General features: G+C 60.5%; 34 protein-coding genes. 31 read left to right on the forward strand and 3 right to left on the reverse strand.

Going from position 1 to position 20405, the window contains the following annotated elements:
• From fusA to BIS11_RS00675, 31 genes are all read left to right on the forward strand, one after another.
• A partial coding sequence (gene fusA / locus BIS11_RS00525; RefSeq protein ID WP_253585644.1) for an elongation factor G occupies positions 1 to 1293 on the forward strand: 1293 nt, incomplete at its 5' end.
• A gap of 29 nt (positions 1294 to 1322) precedes the next feature.
• Complete coding sequence (gene tuf / locus BIS11_RS00530; protein ID WP_227389096.1) at positions 1323 to 2516, forward strand: elongation factor Tu; 1194 nt, start codon at positions 1323 to 1325, stop codon at positions 2514 to 2516.
• Between the two features lie 160 nt (positions 2517 to 2676).
• Positions 2677 to 2988: a 30S ribosomal protein S10 gene (gene rpsJ, locus BIS11_RS00535; RefSeq protein ID WP_009098983.1), complete on the forward strand. Its 312-nt coding sequence runs from the start codon at positions 2677 to 2679 to the stop codon at positions 2986 to 2988.
• A 150-nt stretch (positions 2989 to 3138) separates the two neighbouring features.
• On the forward strand, positions 3139 to 3777 hold the full coding sequence (rplC, locus tag BIS11_RS00540; protein WP_227389095.1) for a 50S ribosomal protein L3: 639 nt from the start codon (positions 3139 to 3141) through the stop codon (positions 3775 to 3777).
• A gap of 15 nt (positions 3778 to 3792) precedes the next feature.
• Positions 3793 to 4398 carry a 50S ribosomal protein L4 gene (rplD, locus tag BIS11_RS00545; protein WP_227389094.1) on the forward strand — a complete coding sequence of 202 codons (606 nt, stop codon included), beginning with the start codon at positions 3793 to 3795 and terminating at the stop codon, positions 4396 to 4398.
• Positions 4395 to 4691, forward strand: a complete 297-nt coding sequence (gene rplW / locus BIS11_RS00550) for a 50S ribosomal protein L23 (protein WP_227389093.1) — start codon at positions 4395 to 4397, stop codon at positions 4689 to 4691. The genes rplD and rplW overlap by 4 nt, the downstream gene beginning before the upstream one ends.
• 17 nt (positions 4692 to 4708) lie before the next feature.
• On the forward strand, positions 4709 to 5539 hold the full coding sequence (gene rplB / locus BIS11_RS00555) for a 50S ribosomal protein L2 (RefSeq protein ID WP_253419211.1): 831 nt from the start codon (positions 4709 to 4711) through the stop codon (positions 5537 to 5539).
• Positions 5540 to 5572: 33 nt separating this feature from the next.
• Positions 5573 to 5848: a 30S ribosomal protein S19 gene (rpsS, locus tag BIS11_RS00560; protein WP_009098993.1), complete on the forward strand. Its 276-nt coding sequence runs from the start codon at positions 5573 to 5575 to the stop codon at positions 5846 to 5848.
• 17 nt (positions 5849 to 5865) lie between these two features.
• Positions 5866 to 6198, forward strand: a complete 333-nt coding sequence (gene rplV, locus BIS11_RS00565) for a 50S ribosomal protein L22 (RefSeq protein ID WP_018917732.1) — start codon at positions 5866 to 5868, stop codon at positions 6196 to 6198.
• 11 nt (positions 6199 to 6209) lie between these two features.
• The gene (gene rpsC, locus BIS11_RS00570) at positions 6210 to 6914 is read left to right on the forward strand and encodes a 30S ribosomal protein S3 (protein WP_227389090.1); all 705 of its coding nucleotides are present in this window, start codon (positions 6210 to 6212) and stop codon (positions 6912 to 6914) included.
• 15 nt (positions 6915 to 6929) lie between these two features.
• Positions 6930 to 7343 (forward strand): 50S ribosomal protein L16, encoded by a 414-nt coding sequence (gene rplP / locus BIS11_RS00575; protein ID WP_227389089.1) that lies wholly within the window; start codon positions 6930 to 6932, stop codon positions 7341 to 7343.
• Positions 7343 to 7534 (forward strand): 50S ribosomal protein L29, encoded by a 192-nt coding sequence (gene rpmC / locus BIS11_RS00580; RefSeq protein WP_227389088.1) that lies wholly within the window; start codon positions 7343 to 7345, stop codon positions 7532 to 7534. The genes rplP and rpmC overlap by 1 nt, the downstream gene beginning before the upstream one ends.
• Before the next feature lies 1 nt (position 7535).
• The gene (gene rpsQ, locus BIS11_RS00585; RefSeq protein ID WP_227389087.1) at positions 7536 to 7796 is read left to right on the forward strand and encodes a 30S ribosomal protein S17; all 261 of its coding nucleotides are present in this window, start codon (positions 7536 to 7538) and stop codon (positions 7794 to 7796) included.
• A gap of 49 nt (positions 7797 to 7845) precedes the next feature.
• On the forward strand, positions 7846 to 8217 hold the full coding sequence (gene rplN / locus BIS11_RS00590; protein ID WP_162217890.1) for a 50S ribosomal protein L14: 372 nt from the start codon (positions 7846 to 7848) through the stop codon (positions 8215 to 8217).
• Between the two features lie 14 nt (positions 8218 to 8231).
• A complete protein-coding gene (gene rplX, locus BIS11_RS00595) occupies positions 8232 to 8546 on the forward strand; it encodes a 50S ribosomal protein L24 (protein WP_009723895.1) in 315 nt (104 codons plus the stop codon).
• An 18-nt stretch (positions 8547 to 8564) separates the two neighbouring features.
• Positions 8565 to 9104, forward strand: a complete 540-nt coding sequence (gene rplE, locus BIS11_RS00600; protein WP_227389085.1) for a 50S ribosomal protein L5 — start codon at positions 8565 to 8567, stop codon at positions 9102 to 9104.
• A 10-nt stretch (positions 9105 to 9114) separates the two neighbouring features.
• Positions 9115 to 9420, forward strand: a complete 306-nt coding sequence (gene rpsN / locus BIS11_RS00605; protein ID WP_253419210.1) for a 30S ribosomal protein S14 — start codon at positions 9115 to 9117, stop codon at positions 9418 to 9420.
• A 32-nt stretch (positions 9421 to 9452) separates the two neighbouring features.
• Positions 9453 to 9845 carry a 30S ribosomal protein S8 gene (gene rpsH / locus BIS11_RS00610; protein ID WP_227389083.1) on the forward strand — a complete coding sequence of 131 codons (393 nt, stop codon included), beginning with the start codon at positions 9453 to 9455 and terminating at the stop codon, positions 9843 to 9845.
• 9 nt (positions 9846 to 9854) lie between these two features.
• Positions 9855 to 10385: a 50S ribosomal protein L6 gene (rplF, locus tag BIS11_RS00615; RefSeq protein ID WP_253419208.1), complete on the forward strand. Its 531-nt coding sequence runs from the start codon at positions 9855 to 9857 to the stop codon at positions 10383 to 10385.
• Between the two features lie 9 nt (positions 10386 to 10394).
• Complete coding sequence (rplR, locus tag BIS11_RS00620) at positions 10395 to 10745, forward strand: 50S ribosomal protein L18 (RefSeq protein ID WP_008959159.1); 351 nt, start codon at positions 10395 to 10397, stop codon at positions 10743 to 10745.
• 11 nt (positions 10746 to 10756) lie between these two features.
• Positions 10757 to 11257 (forward strand): 30S ribosomal protein S5, encoded by a 501-nt coding sequence (rpsE, locus tag BIS11_RS00625; RefSeq protein ID WP_227389081.1) that lies wholly within the window; start codon positions 10757 to 10759, stop codon positions 11255 to 11257.
• Positions 11258 to 11263: 6 nt separating this feature from the next.
• Positions 11264 to 11446: a 50S ribosomal protein L30 gene (gene rpmD / locus BIS11_RS00630; RefSeq protein WP_227389080.1), complete on the forward strand. Its 183-nt coding sequence runs from the start codon at positions 11264 to 11266 to the stop codon at positions 11444 to 11446.
• A gap of 3 nt (positions 11447 to 11449) precedes the next feature.
• On the forward strand, positions 11450 to 11884 hold the full coding sequence (gene rplO / locus BIS11_RS00635) for a 50S ribosomal protein L15 (protein ID WP_253419206.1): 435 nt from the start codon (positions 11450 to 11452) through the stop codon (positions 11882 to 11884).
• Positions 11885 to 13216 (forward strand): preprotein translocase subunit SecY, encoded by a 1332-nt coding sequence (gene secY / locus BIS11_RS00640; protein WP_253419203.1) that lies wholly within the window; start codon positions 11885 to 11887, stop codon positions 13214 to 13216.
• Between the two features lie 61 nt (positions 13217 to 13277).
• Positions 13278 to 13391, forward strand: a complete 114-nt coding sequence (gene rpmJ / locus BIS11_RS00645; RefSeq protein WP_081139244.1) for a 50S ribosomal protein L36 — start codon at positions 13278 to 13280, stop codon at positions 13389 to 13391.
• 123 nt (positions 13392 to 13514) lie between these two features.
• Positions 13515 to 13871, forward strand: a complete 357-nt coding sequence (gene rpsM / locus BIS11_RS00650) for a 30S ribosomal protein S13 (RefSeq protein ID WP_253419200.1) — start codon at positions 13515 to 13517, stop codon at positions 13869 to 13871.
• A gap of 52 nt (positions 13872 to 13923) precedes the next feature.
• A complete protein-coding gene (rpsK, locus tag BIS11_RS00655) occupies positions 13924 to 14310 on the forward strand; it encodes a 30S ribosomal protein S11 (RefSeq protein ID WP_009723883.1) in 387 nt (128 codons plus the stop codon).
• Positions 14311 to 14322: 12 nt separating this feature from the next.
• A complete protein-coding gene (rpsD, locus tag BIS11_RS00660) occupies positions 14323 to 14943 on the forward strand; it encodes a 30S ribosomal protein S4 (RefSeq protein ID WP_227389076.1) in 621 nt (206 codons plus the stop codon).
• Positions 14944 to 15066: 123 nt separating this feature from the next.
• Positions 15067 to 16062, forward strand: coding sequence for a DNA-directed RNA polymerase subunit alpha (gene rpoA, locus BIS11_RS00665; protein WP_227389075.1), 996 nt, complete (start codon positions 15067 to 15069; stop codon positions 16060 to 16062).
• A 39-nt stretch (positions 16063 to 16101) separates the two neighbouring features.
• Positions 16102 to 16488 carry a 50S ribosomal protein L17 gene (rplQ, locus tag BIS11_RS00670; protein ID WP_227389074.1) on the forward strand — a complete coding sequence of 129 codons (387 nt, stop codon included), beginning with the start codon at positions 16102 to 16104 and terminating at the stop codon, positions 16486 to 16488.
• A 244-nt stretch (positions 16489 to 16732) separates the two neighbouring features.
• Positions 16733 to 18058 carry a serine hydrolase gene (locus BIS11_RS00675; protein ID WP_253419243.1) on the forward strand — a complete coding sequence of 442 codons (1326 nt, stop codon included), beginning with the start codon at positions 16733 to 16735 and terminating at the stop codon, positions 18056 to 18058.
• Between the two features lie 113 nt (positions 18059 to 18171).
• Here the strand turns inward: BIS11_RS00675 and BIS11_RS00680 are convergent, their stop codons facing one another.
• From BIS11_RS00680 to BIS11_RS00690, 3 genes are all read right to left on the reverse strand, one after another.
• Entirely contained in the window at positions 18172 to 18909 is a 738-nt protein-coding gene (locus BIS11_RS00680) for a dioxygenase (protein WP_253419197.1), read from the reverse strand.
• Between the two features lie 49 nt (positions 18910 to 18958).
• Positions 18959 to 19378, reverse strand: a complete 420-nt coding sequence (locus BIS11_RS00685; RefSeq protein WP_253419194.1) for a DoxX family protein — start codon at positions 19376 to 19378, stop codon at positions 18959 to 18961.
• Between the two features lie 86 nt (positions 19379 to 19464).
• Positions 19465 to 20391 (reverse strand): LysR family transcriptional regulator, encoded by a 927-nt coding sequence (locus BIS11_RS00690; protein WP_253419240.1) that lies wholly within the window; start codon positions 20389 to 20391, stop codon positions 19465 to 19467.
• Positions 20392 to 20405: the final 14 nt, after the last annotated feature.

Genomic DNA, 20405 nt, shown 5'->3' on the forward strand with positions numbered 1-20405 from the left:
GTTCTGGATGGCGTCATCGAGTACATGCCGTCTCCGACCGAAGTCAAGGCGATCGAAGGTGAGCTGGACGACAAGGACGGCACCATCGCGACCCGTGAAGCGGACGACAGTGCTCCTTTCGCCGCGCTCGCGTTCAAGATCGCGACCGACCCCTTCGTCGGCACACTGACGTTCATCCGCGTCTACTCGGGCGTTCTGAAATCTGGCGATGGCGTGTACAACTCCGTCAAGCAGAAGAAAGAGCGCGTTGGCCGTATCGTTCAGATGCACGCCAACTCCCGCGAAGAGATCAAGGAAGTTCTGGCCGGCGACATCGCCGCCTGTATCGGCCTGAAGGACGTCACCACCGGTGATACCCTGTGCGACATCGACAACAAGATCGTTCTCGAGCGCATGGAATTCCCGGAACCGGTCATCTCCGTTGCCGTCGAGCCGAAATCCAAGGCCGACCAGGAGAAGATGGGCGTTGCACTGGGCAAGCTGGCTCAGGAAGACCCCTCCTTCCAGGTCAAGACCGACGAAGAGACCGGCCAGACCATCATTTCCGGCATGGGCGAGCTTCACCTGGACATCATCGTCGACCGCATGCGTCGCGAGTTCAAGGTCGAGGCCAACATCGGCAAGCCCCAGGTGGCCTACCGTGAAACCATTCGCGGCAGCGTCGAGCAGGAAGGCAAGTTCGTACGCCAGTCCGGTGGTCGTGGTCAGTTCGGTCACGTATGGCTGCGTATCGAGCCGTTGACCGCCGAAGAGAAGGGTGAAGGCGAAGAAGAGATCTTCTTCAAGTTCAACTCCGAAATCGTGGGCGGCGTGGTTCCGAAGGAATACGTGCCGGCGGTCGAGAAGGGTGCTTTCGAGCAGCTGAAAAACGGTGTCATCGCGGGCTTCCCGATGATCGACGTCAAAGTGACGCTGTACGATGGTTCCTACCACGACGTGGACTCCAACGAGACCGCGTTCAAGATCGCTTCTTCCATGGCAGTGAAGGAAGGTGCCCGGAAGGCCAAGGCCGTGCTGCTGGAGCCGGTGATGAAGGTCGAGGTCGTGACTCCCGAGGAATTCATGGGTGACGTCATGGGCGACCTGAACCGTCGTCGCGGCTTGGTGCAGGGCATGGATGACTCCTCTGCTGGTAAAGTCATCCGTGCAACGGTGCCGCTGGGTGAGATGTTCGGTTACGCAACCGATCTGCGCTCTCAGACCCAGGGCCGTGCGAGCTACTCCATGGAGTTCGCGAAGTACGATGAGGCGCCCAACAGCGTCGTTGAAGCCGTCATCAACCAAAACGGTTAACCGTTAGCTAACGTAAAGAGGTTATAGCAGTGGCTAAGGAAAAATTCGAACGTTCCAAACCGCACGTCAACGTCGGCACCATCGGTCACGTCGACCACGGTAAAACGACCCTGACTGCGGCCCTGACCCGCGTGTCTGCTGAAGTTTTCGGCGGCGACTGGCGTGAATTCGATACCATCGACAACGCTCCGGAAGAGCGCGAGCGTGGTATCACCATCGCGACGTCCCACGTCGAGTACCAGTCCGAAGAGCGTCACTACGCGCACGTCGACTGCCCGGGACACGCTGACTACGTCAAGAACATGATCACCGGTGCTGCCCAGATGGACGGCGCGATCCTGGTATGTTCTGCCGCCGACGGCCCCATGCCGCAGACTCGCGAGCACATCCTGCTGTCTCGCCAGGTTGGCGTTCCGTTCATCGTCGTGTTCCTGAACAAGGCCGACATGGTCGACGACGAAGAGCTGCTCGAGCTGGTCGAGATGGAAGTTCGTGAACTTCTGTCCGAGTACGACTTCCCGGGTGATGACACTCCGATCATCACCGGTTCTGCCCTGATGGCGCTGAACGGCGAAGACGAGAACGGCATGGGCACCACCGCCGTTGCCAACCTGATCAAGGCGCTGGACGAGTACATCCCGGAGCCGGAGCGTGCTATCGACCAGCCGTTCCTGATGCCGATCGAAGACGTATTCTCCATCTCCGGCCGTGGTACCGTTGTTACCGGTCGTGTAGAGCGCGGTATCGTCAAGTCTGGCGAAGAAGTCGAGATCGTGGGCATCCGCGACACCACCAAGACCATCGTCACCGGTGTCGAAATGTTCCGTAAGCTGCTCGACGAAGGTCGTGCAGGCGAGAACGTCGGCGCGCTGCTGCGTGGTACCAAGCGTGATGACGTCGAGCGTGGTCAGGTTCTGGCCAAGCCGGGCACCATCAAGCCGCACACCACCTTCGAAGCCGAAGTATACGTACTGTCCAAAGAAGAAGGCGGTCGTCACACTCCGTTCTTCAAGGGCTACCGTCCGCAGTTCTACTTCCGTACCACTGACGTGACCGGTACCTGTGAACTGCCGGAAGGCGTTGAAATGGTTATGCCGGGCGACAACATCAAGATGGTTGTCACCCTGATCGCCCCGATCGCCATGGACGACGGTCTGCGCTTCGCGATTCGCGAAGGCGGCCGTACCGTTGGTGCTGGCGTCGTAGCCAAGATCGTCGAGTAATCGAATTACTTGATCGATGAAAGGGGGCTCGCAAGAGCCCCCTTTTCTGCGCACCAATAGCAATTGTTTGACACGTGCTATTGGCGTGCCTATAATGCGCATCCTTTGAATGCGTGGGTAGACGGCTCGCGCCGTCGACATCCATTGGAGTTTAGGGCAAATGCAGAACCAGAAGATTCGCATTCGGTTGAAAGCGTTCGACCATCGCCTGATCGATCAGTCCACAGCGGAAATCGTTGAAACCGCTAAGCGTACTGGTGCTCAGGTTCGTGGGCCGATTCCGCTGCCGACCAACCGCGAGCGCTACACCATTCTGATTTCTCCGCACGTCAACAAGGACGCGCGCGATCAGTATGAGATTCGTACGCACAAGCGCGTGCTCGACATCGTCGAGCCGACCGAGAAAACGGTCGATGCACTGATGAAGCTCGATCTCGCCGCCGGCGTCGACGTGCAAATCAAGCTCGACTAACCACACTAGACACTTGCGGCCCAGCGTTCACCACTTTTGCATGTGAACAGCAGCCGCCGCGTCGTGAGACGCCACACAATGTGCTAGTGGAATGCTCTGGAAAGGGCAGCCATAGCGGGTGATAGCCCCGTACACTATAGGAGACTGAGTATGACTATCGGTTTAGTCGGTAAAAAGGCCGGGATGACCCGTGTCTTTACCGAAGATGGCGCATCCGTGCCCGTGACCGTTATTGAAGTGGATCCTAACCGTGTAACGCGCGTTAAAACCGTCGAGTCCGACGGCTACGCGGCGGTTCAGGTCACCACTGGCTCTCGCAAGGCCAAGCACCTCACCAAAGCGCAAGCGGGTCAGTTTGCCAAGGCGGGTGTCGAGGCCGGTCGTTCACTGATGGAATTCCGTCTTGCAGAAGGCGAGGAAGCTCCTGAAGTGGGTGGCGAACTCACCGTATCCCTCTTCGAAGCTGGTCAGATGATCGACGTGACCGGTACCTCCAAGGGTAAAGGCTTCCAGGGCGCAGTTAAGCGCTGGAACTTCCGTACCCAAGATAACAGCCATGGTAACTCCCTGTCGCATCGCGCGCCGGGTTCTATCGGCATGTGTCAGACCCCGGGTCGCGTATTCAAAGGCAAGAAAATGGCCGGTCAGATGGGCAACGTCCGCTGCACCGTTCAGAGCCTCGAGATCGTCCGTGTCGATGCCGAGCGTAACCTGCTGCTGATCAAAGGTGCTGTTCCGGGTGCAACCGGTAGCGACGTCATCGTTCGCAGCGCCGTGAAAGCTGGCTGAAGGGGATAATTACCAATGAATCTGAATCTTGCTGCAGGCACGGGTACCGTTGAAGTAGCCGACGCCACTTTTGGCAAAGAATTCAACGAAGCGCTGGTTCACCAGGTGGTCACCGCCTATCTGGCGGGTGCCCGTCAGGGAACTCGTGCTCAGAAGAACCGTTCGGACGTACGTGGCGGTGGCAAGAAGCCGTGGCGTCAGAAGGGTACCGGTCGCGCACGTGCCGGCACCATCCGCTCTCCGCTGTGGCGCAGCGGCGGCGTGACCTTCGCGGCTCGCCCGCAGGATCATTCCCAGAAGGTCAACCGCAAGATGTACCGCGCGGCGATGCGTTCCATCCTGTCCGAGCTCGTTCGCCAGGAACGTCTGGTAGCGGTCGAGGAGTTCAGCGTTGACGCGCCGAAGACCAAGCAGGTCGCTGCCAAGCTGAAAGAGCTCAACCTTGAGAAAGTGTTGATCGTCACCGAAGAAGTCGACGAGACGCTCTATCTGGCCGCACGCAACCTTCCCCACGTCAACGTGGTGGACGTCGCGGCAGCTGATCCGGTGAGCCTGGTTGCCTATGACAAGGTCCTGGTCACCGTCTCCGCCCTGCGTAAATTCGAGGAGAAGCTGGCATGAACCAGGAACGCGTATTCAAGGTTCTGCTTGGACCGCACGTGACCGAAAAGGCAGCGTCTGCCGCCGAGCGCAACCAGTACGTCTTCAAGGTGGCAAGTGACGCTACCAAGCCCGAGATCAAGAAAGCCGTCGAAGCACTGTTCGGCAAGAAGGTCGGCAGCGTTCAGACACTGAACGTCAAGGGCAAGACCAAGCGTACTGCTCATGGCGTTGGTCTGCGCAAGGGTTACCGCAAGGCGTATGTGACCCTGGCTGCGGGTGAAACGCTCGAAGACTTCTCTGGCGCCGAATAAGGGCAGGAGTACGGATAATGGCAATCGTCAAGACCAAACCCACATCCGCCGGTCGTCGCCACGTCGTCAAGATCGTTGGTGAGGAACTGTACAAGGGCCGCCCTTACGCGCCGCTCTTGGAGAAGCAGTCCAAGTCCGGTGGCCGTAACAACTACGGTCGCATCACCACCCGCCACGTGGGCGGTGGTCACCGTCAGCACTACCGTCTGATCGACTTCAAGCGCATCAAGGATGGCATTCCGGCCACCGTCGAGCGCCTCGAGCACGATCCGAATCGCAGCGCCCACATCGCGCTGCTGAAGTACGCCGATGGCGAGCGTCGTTACATCATCGCACCGAAAGGTGTCAGCGCGGGTGACGTGCTGGAATCCGGTGTCAACGCGCCCATCAAGAAAGGCAATGCCTTGCCGCTGCGCAACATCCCGCTCGGTTCGACCATCCATGCGATCGAACTCAAGCCGGGCAAGGGCGCGCAGATTGCTCGCAGTGCCGGTACTAGCGCTCAGCTGGTCGCCCGTGAAGGCAACTACGCCACCCTGCGTCTTCGCTCCGGCGAAATGCGCAAGATCCTGGCCGAATGCCGTGCGACCCTGGGTGAAGTGAGCAACTCCGAGCACAGCCTGCGTCAACTTGGCAAGGCCGGTGCGAAACGCTGGAGAGGCGTGCGCCCGACTGTTCGCGGTGTCGCGATGAACCCCGTCGATCACCCGCACGGTGGTGGTGAAGGCCGCACCAGCGGTGGCCGTCACCCGGTATCCCCGTGGGGCATGCCGACCAAGGGTTACAAGACGCGTAAGAACAAGCGCACCGACAAGCTGATCGTCCGTCGTCGCAACAAGACGCGCTGATCTAAATTGCCAAGACATTAAGAGGTAACGGCTGTGCCACGTTCACTTAAGAAAGGTCCCTTCATTGACCTTCATCTTTTGAAGAAGGTTGAGGCTGCAGTGGAGAAGAACGACCGTAAACCGATCAAGACCTGGTCGCGTCGTTCGATGATCCTGCCCAACATGGTAGGTCTCACCATCGCAGTCCATAACGGACGCCAGCATGTCCCGGTGCACGTCTCCGAGGAAATGGTGGGTCATAAACTGGGCGAATTCGCTGCTACTCGCACCTATCGCGGGCATGCGGCGGACAAGAAAGCCAAACGGTAAGCCAGAGAGGATTAGAGATGGAAGTCACAGCTAAGCTGCGTGGCGCTCGTTTATCCGCCCAGAAGGCCCGTTTGGTGGCTGACCAGGTGCGCGGTAAACCGGTCGCCGAAGCTATTGATCTGCTGACCTTCTCCCCGAAGAAGGCTGCCAAGCTGGTCAAGAAAGTGCTTCAGTCCGCCATCGCGAATGCGGAAGAAAATAACGGCATGGACATCGACGAGCTGCGTGTCTCGACCATCTGCGTCGATGAGGGCATGACGCTCAAGCGTATCAAGCCGCGCGCCAAGGGCCGTGCGGATCGTATCTTGAAGCGCACCTGCCACATCACCGTCAAGGTAGCCGAGAAGTAGGAGTCGACCAGATGGGTCAGAAAGTCAATCCAACGGGCATTCGACTGGGCATCGTCAAAGACCATGCTTCTGTCTGGTATGCCGAGCGCGGCGCTTACGCCGACAAGCTCAACAACGATCTCGAAGTGCGCAGCTTCCTGGACGAGCGTTTGAAGAACGCCTCCGTGAGCCGCATCCACATCGAGCGTCCGGCGAACAACGCCCGCATCACCATTCACACTGCTCGTCCGGGCATCGTGATTGGCAAGAAAGGTGAAGATGTCGACCGTCTGCGTCGCGATCTCTCCGACATGATGGGCGTTCCGGTTCATGTGAACATCGAAGAAGTTCGCAAGCCCGAGCTGGACGCCAAGCTGGTCGCCGCCAACGTGGCCGGTCAGCTTGAACGTCGCGTCATGTTCCGTCGTGCGATGAAGCGCGCGGTACAGAACGCCATGCGTCTTGGCGCTGGCGGCATCAAGATTCAGCTCTCAGGTCGTCTGGGTGGCGCCGAAATCGCGCGTACCGAATGGTACCGTGAAGGTCGCGTACCGCTTCACACCCTGCGTGCTGATATCGACTATGCCACCTTCGAAGCTCACACCACCTACGGTGTCATCGGCATCAAAGTGTGGATCTTCAAGGGCGAAATCCTCGGCGGTATCGAGGAAGTACGTGCCAAGGCTAAGCAACAGCAGCCTGCCGGCAACGCGCCCAAGAAAAAAGGTTCCAGGTAAGGGGAGAGCGAGTCGATGTTACAGCCCAAGCGTATGAAATTCCGCAAGATGCAGAAAGGCCGCAACCGTGGCCTGGCGCATCGCGGAAGCAAGATCAGCTTCGGTGAGTATGGCCTGAAAGCTACCGGTCGCGGCCGCATCACTGCGCGCCAGATCGAAGCCGGCCGTCGTGCGATCACGCGTCACGTCAAGCGTGGCGGCAAGATCTGGATCCGCGTATTCCCGGACAAGCCGATCTCCAAGAAGCCACTCGAAGTTCGTATGGGTAAAGGTAAGGGTTCCGTTGAGTACTGGGTAGCCCAGATCCAACCGGGTCGGGTCCTGTACGAGATTGAAGGTGTATCCGAAGAGCTCGCTCGCGAAGCATTCGAGCTGGCGGCCCAGAAGATGCCCTTGTCCACCACCTTTGCTAAACGGACGGTGATGTGATGAAAGCGCAAGAAATTCGTGAAAAGTCCGCAGGAGAGCTCCAAGAGCAGCTCCTCGAGCTCCTCCGCGAGCAGTTTAACCTGCGCATGCAGAAGGCCTCTGGCCAACTGAGCCAGACTCATCTGCTCAAGCAGGTCCGCCGGGATATCGCCCGCGTAAAGACTGTGCTCAACGAGAAGGCAGGTGATTGAGATGGCCGAAGAGAAAAAGACACGTACCCTCACTGGCAAGGTAGTGAGCGACAAGATGGAGAAATCCATCGTTGTCATGATCGAGCGTCGTGAGCGTCACCCGATCTACGGAAAATACGTTAAGCGCTCCACCAAGCTGCACGCCCATGATGAGGCGAACCAGGCAAAGGCAGGCGATACGGTTTCCATTCAGGAGTGCCGTCCGCTTTCCAAGAAGAAAGCTTGGACGCTGGTCGAGGTGGTCGAGCAGGCCAAGGGTTAACCCTGCGGTCTTTCAACCAGTGCAGTCAGGTTAGGTTTGGAGAAAACCGATGATTCAGACTCAGACAATGCTGGATGTCGCCGACAACAGCGGAGCGCGCCGGGTGCAGTGCATCAAGGTGCTGGGCGGTTCACACCGCCGCTACGCTCGCGTGGGTGACGTCATCAAGGTAACGGTGAAAGAAGCCATCCCGCGGGGCAAGGTCAAGAAAGGCCAGGTCCTCAAGGCGGTGGTCGTTCGCACCCGTAGCGGTGTCCGTCGCAGCGACGGGTCACTCATCCGTTTCGATGGAAATGCGGCGGTCTTGTTGAACAACACCAACGAGCAGCCGATCGGCACCCGTATTTTCGGACCGGTCACTCGTGAACTGCGTAACGAGCGGTTCATGAAGATCATTTCCTTAGCGCCTGAAGTGCTGTAAGGAGCGAGGCGGATATGCAAAAGATCAAACGTGACGATGAAGTCATCGTCATCGCCGGGAAGGACAAGGGCAAGCGCGGCACCGTCAAGCGGGTTCTCGAAAACCGCTTCGTGGTGTCCGGTGTGAACATGATCAAGCGTCACACCAAGCCTAATCCCATGGCGGGAAATCAGGGCGGTATCGTCGAGCGTGAGGCTCCGATTCACGCGTCCAACGTAGCCATCTTCAATTCGGAGACCGGTAAGGCGGATCGCGTCGGCTTCCAGGTGAAGGAAGACGGTACCAAGGTACGTATCTACAAGTCGACGCAGACGCAGATCGACGCCTAACGCGAGTCGGGTAGCAAAATGGCGAACTTGAAAGAACGTTATCAAAACGAGGTGGTGGCTCAGCTCAAAGAGCAGTTCAGCTACGCCAACGTAATGCAGGTACCCCGCATCACGAAAGTGACGCTCAACATGGGTATCGGTGAAGCGGTCAGCGACAAGAAGCTGATCGACAATGCCATCGGCGACCTGGAGAAACTCTCCGGTCAGAAACCGCTGGTGACCAAGGCACGCAAGTCCATCGCGGGCTTCAAGGTGCGCGAAGGCTGGCCGATCGGTATCAAGGTGACTCTGCGTGCCGAGCGCATGTGGGACTTCCTGGACCGTCTGGTGAACATCGCGATTCCTCGCGTGCGTGACTTCCGTGGTCTCAACCCGAAGTCCTTCGACGGTCGTGGCAACTACTCCATGGGTGTGCGTGAGCAGATCATCTTCCCGGAGATCGAGTATGATAAGATCGATCGCGTTCGGGGACTTGACGTCACCATCACCACTACCGCCAACACCGACGAGGAAGGTCGTGCGCTGCTGACGGCACTGAACTTCCCGTTCAAGAAATAAGGGTGGGATCATGGCTAAGAAAAGCATGGTAGAACGTGAGCTCAAGCGTACCCAGCTGGTCGAGAAGTACGCGGCCAAGCGCGCTGAGCTCAAGAAGATCATCTCGGACGTGAACACGTCCGAGGAAGAGCGCTTCGAGGCGACGCTGAAGCTGCAGCAACTGCCGCGCGACTCCAGCCCGGTTCGTCAGCGTAACCGCTGCCGCATCACTGGCCGTCCGCACGGTTTTTACAACAAGTTCGGTCTCGGCCGTAACAAGCTGCGTGAAGCCGCCATGCGTGGCGACGTCCCTGGTCTGAAGAAGTCCAGCTGGTAACGTCACGTAGAATCATCAGGAGCGCACATTAAATGAGCATGCAAGATACTCTGGCGGATATGTTCACTCGTCTCCGCAATGCGCAGATGGCCACTAAAGAGACGGCAACCATGCCGTCTTCCAAGCTGAAAGTGGAAGTGGCCCGCGTGCTGAAGGAAGAAGGTTACATCACCGACTTCTCGGTTGCCGAAGGCGTGAAGCCCGAACTGACCGTGACCCTCAAGTACTTCGAGGGCAAGCCGGTCATCGAGCACATTCAGCGGGTTTCCAAGCCGTCTCTGCGTCAGTACAAGGGCAAGGACAACCTGCCCAAGGTCGCCGACGGTCTGGGCATCGCGATTGTCACCACCTCCAATGGTGTCATGACCGATCGTGCCGCGCGCCAGGCTGGCGTCGGTGGCGAAGTCATCTGCACCGTATTCTAGGAGGCTGGAATGTCCCGCATAGCGAAATATCCGGTTAAAGTGCCTGCCGGCGTTGACGTCAAGATCAACGGCGACCAGCTGACCGCCAAAGGCGGCCAGGGCACACTGTCGATGCCCATTCACCAGGACGTGGTGATTGGACAGGAAGACGGCCAGCTGACCTTCGCCCCGAGCGAAAACGCCAAGAGCTGGGCCATGGCCGGTACGACCCGCGCCCTGGTTCAGAACCTGGTGACGGGCGTCTCCGAGGGTTTCACGAAGACTCTCGAAATTGTCGGCGTCGGCTACCGCGCGCAAGCGAAAGGCCAGACGCTCAACCTTTCACTGGGCTTCTCGCACCCGGTCGACTATGAACTGCCCAAGGGTGTAACGGCGGAAACGCCGAAGAACACCGTGATCGTGCTGAAGAGCGCGGACAAGCAGATGCTCGGCCAGTGCGCCGCGGAAATCCGCGCCTTCCGTCCGCCTGAGCCGTACAAAGGCAAGGGTGTCCGGTACGCCGACGAGCAGGTGCGTCGCAAAGAAGCCAAGAAGAAGTAAGGCAGGGTTATGAACGCGAAGAAAGAATCTCGTCTCCGTCGTGCCCGCCGCGCTCGCGCCAAGATCCGCGAGCTGGGCGTGTATCGCCTGTGCGTCAACCGTACCCCGCGTCACATCTATGCGCAGATTATCTCGCCGGATGGTGGCAAGGTGCTGGCCAGCGCTTCCACGCTGGACAAGGCACTGCGCGAGGGTGCGACCGGTAACTCCGACGCGGCCTCCAAGGTCGGCGCTCTGATTGCCGAACGCGCTAAAGAAGCAGGCATCACCCAGGTGGCCTTCGATCGTGCTGGCTTTAAATATCACGGTCGCGTCAAGGCTCTGGCCGACGCCGCTCGTGAAGGCGGCCTGGAATTCTAAAGGGTTTTACGATGGCGAAGAACGAACAGCAAAACGGTGATCTGCAAGAGAAGCTCGTGCAGGTCAACCGCGTCGCCAAGGTGGTCAAGGGTGGTCGTATTTTCGGCTTCACCGCGCTGACCGTCGTGGGCGATGGTAAAGGTCGTGTCGGTTTCGGTCGTGGCAAGGCGCGTGAAGTGCCGGTCGCGATCCAGAAGGCGATGGACCAGGCGCGTCGCAACATGGTCAAGGTAAACCTCGCAGGCCAGACGCTGCAGTACCCGGTCAAGGCCCGTCACGGCGCCTCCAAGGTGTACATGCAGCCGGCTTCCGAAGGTACCGGCATCATCGCCGGTGGCGCCATGCGCTCCGTACTGGAGCTCGCCGGTGTCCACGACGTACTGGCCAAATGCTACGGTTCCACCAACCCGGTAAACGTGGTACGAGCGACCGTCAAGGGTCTCTCCTCCATGCAGTCACCGGACGACGTGGCCGCCAAGCGCGGTCTGTCTGTCGAAGCGATTACGGGGTAAGACACCATGGCAGCTATGATCAAGGTTACCCAGATCCGCAGCACCATCGGCGTTTTGCCCAAGCACAAGGCCACCATGAAAGGTCTGGGCCTGCGTCGCATCGGTCACACGGTTGAACTGGAAGACACCCCGGCCGTACGCGGCATGATCCACAAGGTAACCTACCTTGTGCGCGTTGAGGGAGAGTAATCCATGAAGCTCAATACCTTAAGCCCGGCTCCGGGTGCAAAACACGCTGAGAAGCGTGTGGGTCGTGGTATCGGTTCCGGTCTGGGCAAGACCGGTGGCCGTGGCCACAAGGGTCAGAAGTCTCGCAGTGGCGGCAGCGTCAAGCCCGGTTTCGAAGGCGGCCAGATGCCGCTGCAGCGTCGTCTGCCGAAATTCGGCTTCACGTCGGCCAAGTCGCTGGTATCTGAAGAAGTACGCCTGGCCGAGCTTGCCAAGGTCGAAGGTGACGAAGTCACCCTCGAGACCCTGAAGCAAGCCAACGTGCTGAAGGATTCTACGCAATTCGCGAAGATCATCCTGTCCGGCGAACTGAACAAGGCGGTTACCGTTCGCGGTCTCAAGGTCACCAAAGGTGCCCGTGACGCGATCGCAGCCGCTGGCGGCAAGGTAGAGGACTAAATGGCGAAGTCAGGAAACATGCCGGCGACGGGCAGCGGTCTGAGTGAACTGTGGGCGCGTCTGCGCTTCGTGCTCCTCGCCATCGTGGTGTACCGAATCGGTGCCCACATTCCCGTACCCGGTATCAATCCTGACCAGCTTGCTGCCTTGTTTCGGGAGCAGCAGGGCACCATCCTGGGCATGTTCAACATGTTCTCGGGTGGTGCGCTGGAGCGCATGAGTGTTCTCGCCCTGGGGATCATGCCCTATATCTCGGCGTCGATCATCATGCAGCTCATGACTGCGGTCTCTCCTCATCTTGAACAGCTCAAGAAAGAGGGTGAGGCCGGCCGCCGAAAGATCAGCCAGTACACCCGCTACGGCACGGTGATACTGGCGCTTGTCCAGGCCACCGGCATGTCCGTGGGTCTGGCGAGCCAAGGCATCGCTTACAGCGCTGACTTCAGCTTCTACTTCACCGCCGTGGTGACGTTCGTTTCCGGCGCGGTGTTTATGATGTGGCTAGGTGAGCAGATCACCGAGAAAGGTATCGGCAACGGTATTTCGCTGCTGATCTTTGCCGGTATCGTCGCCGGGCTACCCAGCGCCGTGGGTCAGGCTTTCGAGCTTGCCCGCAACGAAGGGGCCTGGAATGTTCTTCCGCTGTTAGCGCTGTCGGTACTCGGCATCGCCACCGTGGCGTTCGTGGTGTTCATCGAGCGCGGCCAGCGCCGCCTGAAGGTGAACTATCCGCGTCGCCAGGTCGGCAACAAGATGTATGCAGGCCAAAGCAGCTATCTCCCCTTGAAGGTGAACATGGCCGGTGTCATTCCGGCGATCTTCGCCTCCAGCATCCTGCTCTTTCCGGCATCGGTCGGTCAGTGGGTGGGTGCCGGTGAAGGGATGGAGTGGCTGCAGCGTGCGTCGCAAGCGCTTGGCCCCGGCCAGCCGCTCTACATCTTGCTTTTCGCGGCGGCAGTGGTATTCTTCTGCTTCTTTTACACAGCGCTGGTCTTCAACCCCAAGGATGTGGCTGACAATCTGAAAAAGTCAGGCGCCTTCCTGCCGGGCATTCGCCCCGGCGAGCAGACCGCTCGCTATATCGACAAGGTGATGACTCGTCTGACCTTGTTCGGTGCCTTGTATATCACTGCGGTTTCCCTGATGCCCCAGTTCCTCATCGTTGCCTGGAACGTGCCGTTCTTCTTTGGCGGTACGTCGCTTCTGATCGTGGTGGTGGTCATCATGGACTTCATGGCTCAGGTGCAGTCGCATCTCATGTCGCATCAATATGACTCGGTGATGAAGAAGTCCAACCTGAAAGGCTACGGTAGCGGCGGCATTATGCGCTAAGCGCTGCCTCCGGGGGTCTCGGCCCCCGGACGTGCCGAGAGCCGTTTTTGGAGAAAGAACGATGAAAGTTCGAGCTTCCGTGAAGAAGATGTGCCGTAACTGCAAGATCATTCGTCGCAACGGCGCCGTTCGCGTCATCTGCGTCGAGCCGCGGCACAAGCAGCGTCAGGGCTAAACACCTCGCTGCAATCAAGCGGGCGCCGGCATACCCCTTGCCTTCGGGCAACCAAAGGGGTATGCTGTTGCGCCTTTTAAAGATGAACAAACGAGCAAGCCGCTCAAATTTCGGAGTAAGCTGATGGCCCGTATTGCAGGCGTCAATATCCCGGACAACAAGCATGCGGCGATCTCGCTGACCTATATCTTCGGGATCGGCCGTACCCGCGCTGCGCACATCTGTGCCGCCGCCGGCATCGAGCCGACTGCCAAGATCCAGGACCTGTCTGCTGAAGAAGTCGACACCCTGCGTTCTGAAGTTGGCAAGTACACCGTAGAAGGTGACCTTCGTCGTGATGTCACGCTTAACATCAAGCGTCTCATGGACCTGGGTTGCTACCGTGGTCTGCGTCATCGTCGTAGTCTTCCGCTGCGTGGTCAGCGGACCAAGACTAACGCGCGTACCCGTAAGGGCCCGCGTAAGCCGATCCGCAAATAACACGCAGGCTCTTTCATAGAGCCTTGGCGTAAAGACAGGAATAGACATCAACATGGCTAACCCGCGCAGTAACCGTAAAAAGGTTAAAAAGCAGGTAGTGGACGCCGTTGCGCACATCCACGCCTCTTTTAACAACACGATCGTGACGATCACAGACCGCCAGGGCAACGCGCTTTCTTGGGCGACCGCCGGTGGTTCGGGTTTTCGTGGTTCTCGCAAGAGTACCCCGTTCGCAGCGCAAGTCGCGAGTGAACGTGCAGCTACCGCTGCAGCCGAGTATGGTGTGAAAAACGTAGACGTGCTGGTCAAGGGCCCCGGTCCCGGCCGTGAATCCGCCGTGCGTGCACTCAACGCTGCCGGCTTCCGCGTGCAAAGCATCACAGACGCGACGCCCATTCCTCACAATGGTTGCCGTCCGCCTAAGAAACGCCGCGTTTAAGGAGACAGATTCATGGCTCGTTATATTGGACCGAAGTGCAAACTGTCTCGTCGTGAAGGCACCGACCTCTTCCTGAAGAGCGGTGTCACTCCCTTCGAGAAAAAGTGTAAATCCGAGCAGATCCCGGGTGTACACGGCCAGCGTCGTCAGCGTCTTTCCGACTACGGCTTGCAGCTTCGCGAGAAGCAAAAGGTACGTCGTATCTACGGCGTCCTTGAAAAGCAGTTCCGCAACTACTACAAGGAAGCCGCTCGCCTGAAAGGCGCGACCGGTGAAGTCCTTCTGCAGTTGCTCGAATCCCGACTGGACAACGTCGTCTACCGGATGGGCTTCGGCTCGACGCGCTCCGAAGCGCGCCAGCTGGTCAGCCACAAGGCGATCTCCGTCAACGGTAAAACCGTCAACGTACCTTCCTTCAAGGTTCGTCCGGGTGACGTGATTGCCGTTCGTGAGAAGGCGAAGAACCAGGCACGTATCCAGAACGCGTTGACCATCTCGGCCAACCGTGGCGACGTCGCTTGGATCGACATCGACGCCAAGAAGATGGAAGGCACTTTCAAGGCTCTGCCTGAACGCGGTGACCTGACTGCCGACATCAACGAAAACCTGATCGTCGAGCTGTACTCCAAGTAAGCGAGTTGCCTGGCAACTCTGCTTCTTGAAGCCTGGGCGAGGCGTTTCACGCCTCGCCCGGGTGCTCATGAGTACACGCTCTAGAGTACTCAGTATCCGTTTGGCAGCCTGAAAGGTGTTCATATGCAGCGTTCAGTGACAGAGTTTCTTCGCCCGCGCGATATCAAGGTCGAAGAAATCAGCGCACATCATGCCAAGATCGTCCTCGAACCGTTCGAGCGCGGTTTTGGTCACACCCTGGGGAATGCTCTGCGTCGCATTCTGCTTTCGTCCATGCCCGGCGCCGCCGTGGTCGAGGCCGAAATCAGTGGAGTCGAGCACGAGTACAGTGCCCTCGAAGGGGTGCAGGAAGATGTCATCGAGATCCTCCTGAACTTGAAAGATGTCGCGATCAAGATGCACAGCCGCGATGAGGCGGTGCTCTCGCTGAACAAGCAGGGCCCGGCCGTCGTCACCGCTGGCGACATTGCGCTTGATCATAGCGTCGAAATCGTCAACCCGGACCACGTCATTGCACACGTCAATGAAGGGGCCGAGCTGAAGATTCAGCTGAAAGTGGCGCTGGGTCGTGGCTACGAACCGGCTGACGCTCGTGGCTCCGACGAAGAGACCCGCGCGATCGGTCGCCTGCAGCTGGATGCCACCTTCAGCCCTGTTCGCCGTGTTTCCTACTCGGTCGAAGCCGCGCGTGTCGAGCAGCGTACCGACCTCGACAAGCTGATCATCGACCTGGAAACCGACGGTACTCTGGATCCGGAAGAGGCAATCCGCCGCAGTGCGACCATCCTGCAAGAGCAGCTGGCCGCCTTCGTCGACCTGGAAGCTGACAAAGAGCAGGAAGTCGAAGAGGAAGAGGATCACATCGATCCGATCCTGTTGCGCCCCGTAGACGATCTCGAGTTGACCGTACGCAGCGCGAACTGCCTGAAAGCCGAGAATATCTACTACATCGGTGATTTGATCCAGCGCACGGAAGTGGAGCTGCTCAAAACCCCGAACCTCGGCAAGAAGTCCCTGAACGAAATCAAGGATGTTCTGGCAGCGCGCGGTCTTTCCCTCGGCATGCGGCTGGAAAATTGGCCACCCGCGAGCCTGAAGGACGACAAGGCCTCCGCGTAAGCGTCGTCTCGAGTCCCAGTTTGGTAAGGAATCACAACCATGCGTCATCGTAAGAGTGGTCGTCATCTGAATCGTACCAGCTCGCACCGTCAGGCGATGTTCAAGAACATGTCTGTCTCGCTGGTCGAGCACGAAGTCATCAAGACAACCCTGCCCAAGGCCAAGGAGCTGCGTCGCGTCATCGAGCCGCTGATCACCCTGGCCAAGCAGGACAGCGTCGCCAACCGCCGTCTGGCGTTTGCGCGCACGCGCTCCAAGGAAGCCGTTGGCAAGCTCTTCAACGAGCTGGGCCCGCGTTACTCCGAGCGTCCGGGTGGCTACATCCGTATTCTCAAGTGCGGTTTCCGCCCCGGCGACAACGCCCCCATGGCGTACGTCGAGCTGGTCGACCGCCCGGTCGCCGATCAAGCGGCCTCCGACGAGTAAGCGGCTTCGCGGTACAATGAAAACCGACCCTCCGGGGTCGGTTTTTTTATGTCCCCACTTCTATCGCCGCGGCATTGCCTCGTAGAATACGTGGTCGAGGCACGTCGACGTGCTAACCTGAGCGTTTGGGGCGAGGGCGGGCGCCAAGGCCGCAGGATCAACCGAGTCAAGCAAGGGGCGAATGATGGCAACGAGGGGAGTGAGGGCGAGCACCGCCGCGCGGTGGTGGCTCGTGTGGACGCTGATGCTGGCGTGCCTAGTGTTCGCCACCGTGGCGCAGGCCAACAATCCGCGCTATGCGGGGATCGTGGTGGATCTCGAGAATGGCGAGGTGCTCTATTCGGAGAACGCCGACTTACAGCGCTACCCCGCGTCGCTCACCAAGATAATGACGCTGTACCTGGCCTTCGAGGCGCTCGACCAGGGCCAGCTGAGCCTCAACCAGCCGCTGGCCGTCTCCGCCCAGGCCTCTGCCATGCCGGCCACCAAGCTGTGGCTCTCCGCTGGCAGCACGATCCCGCTGGACACCGCCATCCGCGCGCTGGTCGTGCGCTCGGCCAACGATGTCGCCGTGGTGGTGGCCGAGGCGCTCGGCGGCAGCGAGTCGCGCTTTGCCAGCATGATGACCGCCAAGGCCCGCGAGCTCGGCATGAACAGCACGACCTTTCGCAACGCCTCGGGCCTGCCGGACGATGGCCAGACGACCACCGCCCGCGACATGCTGATCCTCGCCACCCGGGTCATGCAGGACTTCCCTCAGTACTACCACTACTTCGGCCTGCAGGAGTTCAGCTACAACGGTACCCGCCACACCAGCCACAACCGCCTGGTGCGTGACTACCCCGGCGCCGACGGCCTCAAGACCGGCTTCATTCGCGCCTCCGGGTTCAACGTGGCGACCACCGCGGTCCACGATGGCCGGCGGATGATGGCCGTGGTGATGGGGGGCTTCAGCTCCTCCTCCCGCGATGCCCACATGGCGGACCTGCTCGATCGCAGCTTCGCCCGGGCGCGGCTGCGCGACAACACCAGCTGGATGGCCGATACCAACTTCTCCCGCGAGTTCATGGCCTTCGACGGTCCGTCGCGGCCGCTGACCTCGCCGCCGCCCAGCACGCCACTATCGCCGATCCTCGCCAACGTCGACACTTCCACGCTCTCCCCGGCGGCCACCCGGCCCGCGACCCCGAGCGTGGCCCAGGCGGTGGCGTCCACGGCTGCGCCTTCGTCCGCCACGCCAGCGCCCGACCCGCTACAAGAACTGATCAACCAGCAGACCCAGGCCACCCAGGCCCCGGCACCCATTGCGCCCTCCACCTATACCGGCGGCGACTGGGGCATCCAGGTGGGCGCCTTCAGCCAGGCAAGCCATGCCGAGCAGCTCGCCCGCCAGGCGGCCAACCGCCTGCCCAATGGCGTCGGTGGACGCGTCACGGTAGACCAGCTCGGCGGCCAGACGCCGGTGTTCCGTGCCCGCGTGGTGGCCCTCGACGAAGCGCGTGCCATCCAGGCCTGCCAGACCCTCCACGCCCAGGGCATGGATTGCATGGTCGTCAACGCAAGCCTCTAGTCTCGCACACGGCCACGAACGCCAGGGCCCCGCTGATGTGATGTCAGCGGGGCCCTGGCGTTCGTGATGGGGCTGGCCCGGGTCGCACGTTCGTTGCCCAGGCTGTGGCTTCATCAGGCGAAAGCGTAGACGTCCATCGCCAAAACGCCCTCCTCGACGCTGTGATGCAGCTTGCGGCCTTCGCCGCCGGCGCCCATGGCCACCAGCAGCGGCTGGAAATGTTCCGGCGTGGGGTGGTTGCGGCGTGCCTGAGGCGCCTTTTCCCACTCGATCAGCGCCTGGCGGTCGCCGTGCTCGAACTGCGTGCTGACCCAGTCGGCGAACTCGTCGACCCACGCGGGGATCCGGCTGCCCACCGGCATCGTCTCGTACAGGTTGTGGGTCAAACTGCCCGAGCCCACGATCAGGATGCCCTCGTCACGCAGCGGCGCGAGCTTCTCGCCGAAGGCCACCAGCTCTTCGTTGGACCAGCGAATCGGCAGCGATACCGACACGACCGGAACGTCCGCCTTGGGGAACATCAGCGACAGCGGCACCCAGGCGCCGTGGTCGAAGCCGCGCTCGACCAGGTCGGCCTCCAGCAGCGACGCCAGCCGCCTGGCCAGTGCGGGCTCCCCCGGGGCCGGGTAGCGGCACTCGAAGAGTTCGCGCGGGAAGTTGCCGAAGTCGTGGATGGTGTCCGGCCAGGCATCATTGCTGACCTTGAGCTTCACGCTTTCCCAGTGGGCGGAAACGACCACCACCGCCTTCGGGGTGAGGGTCTGGCCGAGCTCGCGCAGAAAGCGATGAGCGGGCGTCGGGTTCAAGGCGAGCATGGGAGAGCCGTGGGAAATAAACAGACTGGGTAGCATGGTCGATCTCCTCGTGCGGCCCCCGGCGTACCGGGGGCGTAGAATGGTATCAGTGAGTGCGGCCGGTCAGGCTGAAGCTGCCGCCGCCGAGGCCGGCCTGTACCAGCAGTGCCACGGCCCAGAACACCGGGAACTCCCAGCCGCCGCCGGGGTTGGAGAACACCCAGCCGTTGCCCAGGTGGACCGAGGCTGCGCCCAGCAGCAGCGGAATCATCAAAAGGCTCACCCAGCGGGTATAGATACCCAGGATCAATGCCAGGCCGCCGCCGAGTTCGCCGGCGATGGTCAGGTAGGCCAGAAAGCCGGGCAGACCGAGGGACTCGAAGTAGGCGACAGTGCCGGGCAGGGTGAACACGAGCACTTTCATCAGGCCGTGGGCCAGCGCCATCACGCCCAGCGAGACGCGCAGCAAGGTCGTGGCATGGGAGTGGAAAAGAGGGTTGGACGTCGGGGTTTGCATGCTGTTCATCAGGTTTCTCCAGTGGGCGGTCAGGGGTGGCCGATGGAGATACTTTATGTCAGCGAACGATGAAGATAATCTGCGGTTTGATCACTTCACTGTTGCGCCATGCGCGACAATCCCATGGCCTCCTCCCAGCACGGCGGCTCGCCCCAGGTGGCGCGCAGCAGCTCGATGAACCCCTCCACCTTCGCCGGCAGGTAGCGCCTGGCGATATAGAGCGCGTTGATGTCCAGCATCGTCGGCGGCTGGTCGAGAAGGATCGGCACCAGCCGGCCCGCCAGGATGCTCTCGGTGACCAGAAAGCTCGGCTGCTGCGCGATGCCCAGCCCCGCCTCCGCCATGTGGGTCAGCACGTCGCCGTTGTTGCTCTCCAGCGGCCCCCGGGGCATCACGCTGGTACCGTCGCCCAGCGTCCACTCGCCGCTGGTCTGGCCGCTGCGATAGCGCAGGCAGCGGTGATCGGCCAGTGCCTTCGGGGTGGCGGGGGTGCCGTAGCGCTCGAGATAGCCGGGCGAGGCGCAAAACAGCATGCGACAGCGGGTGATGCGCCGCGCCACCAGAGTGGAGTCGGCCAGCTGGCCGATGCGGATCGCCACGTCGTAGCCCTCCTCGACGAGATCCACCCGGCGGTCGTTGAGATCCAGACGCACCTGGAGCTTCGGGTGCTCGACCATGAAGCGGGCCACCAGCGGCGCCAGATAGCGCACGCCAAAGCTCATCGGCGCGTTGATGCGCATGTCGCCCTGGATCTGCTGGGTGGTGCTGCTGACGTCGCTTGCCGCCTCGTCCAGGGCGGCCAGGATGGCCTGGGCGTGGGCCAGGTAGCGCTCGCCTTCGGTGGTCAGATGGATACGCCGCGTGGTGCGCTGCAAAAGGCGCACGCCGAGGGTCTCCTCCAGCGCCATCACCTGGCGCGACAGACGCGTGCGCGAACTATCCAGCGCCTCGGCGGCGCGGGTATAGCTGCCAAGCTCCGCCACCTTGACGAAGGCGGCGATATGCTCGATCTGGTGCTTCACCGCCGAAGCGCCTG

Source organism: Halomonas sp. 707D4, from assembly GCF_024158685.1.
GTDB lineage: Bacteria > Pseudomonadota > Gammaproteobacteria > Pseudomonadales > Halomonadaceae > Vreelandella.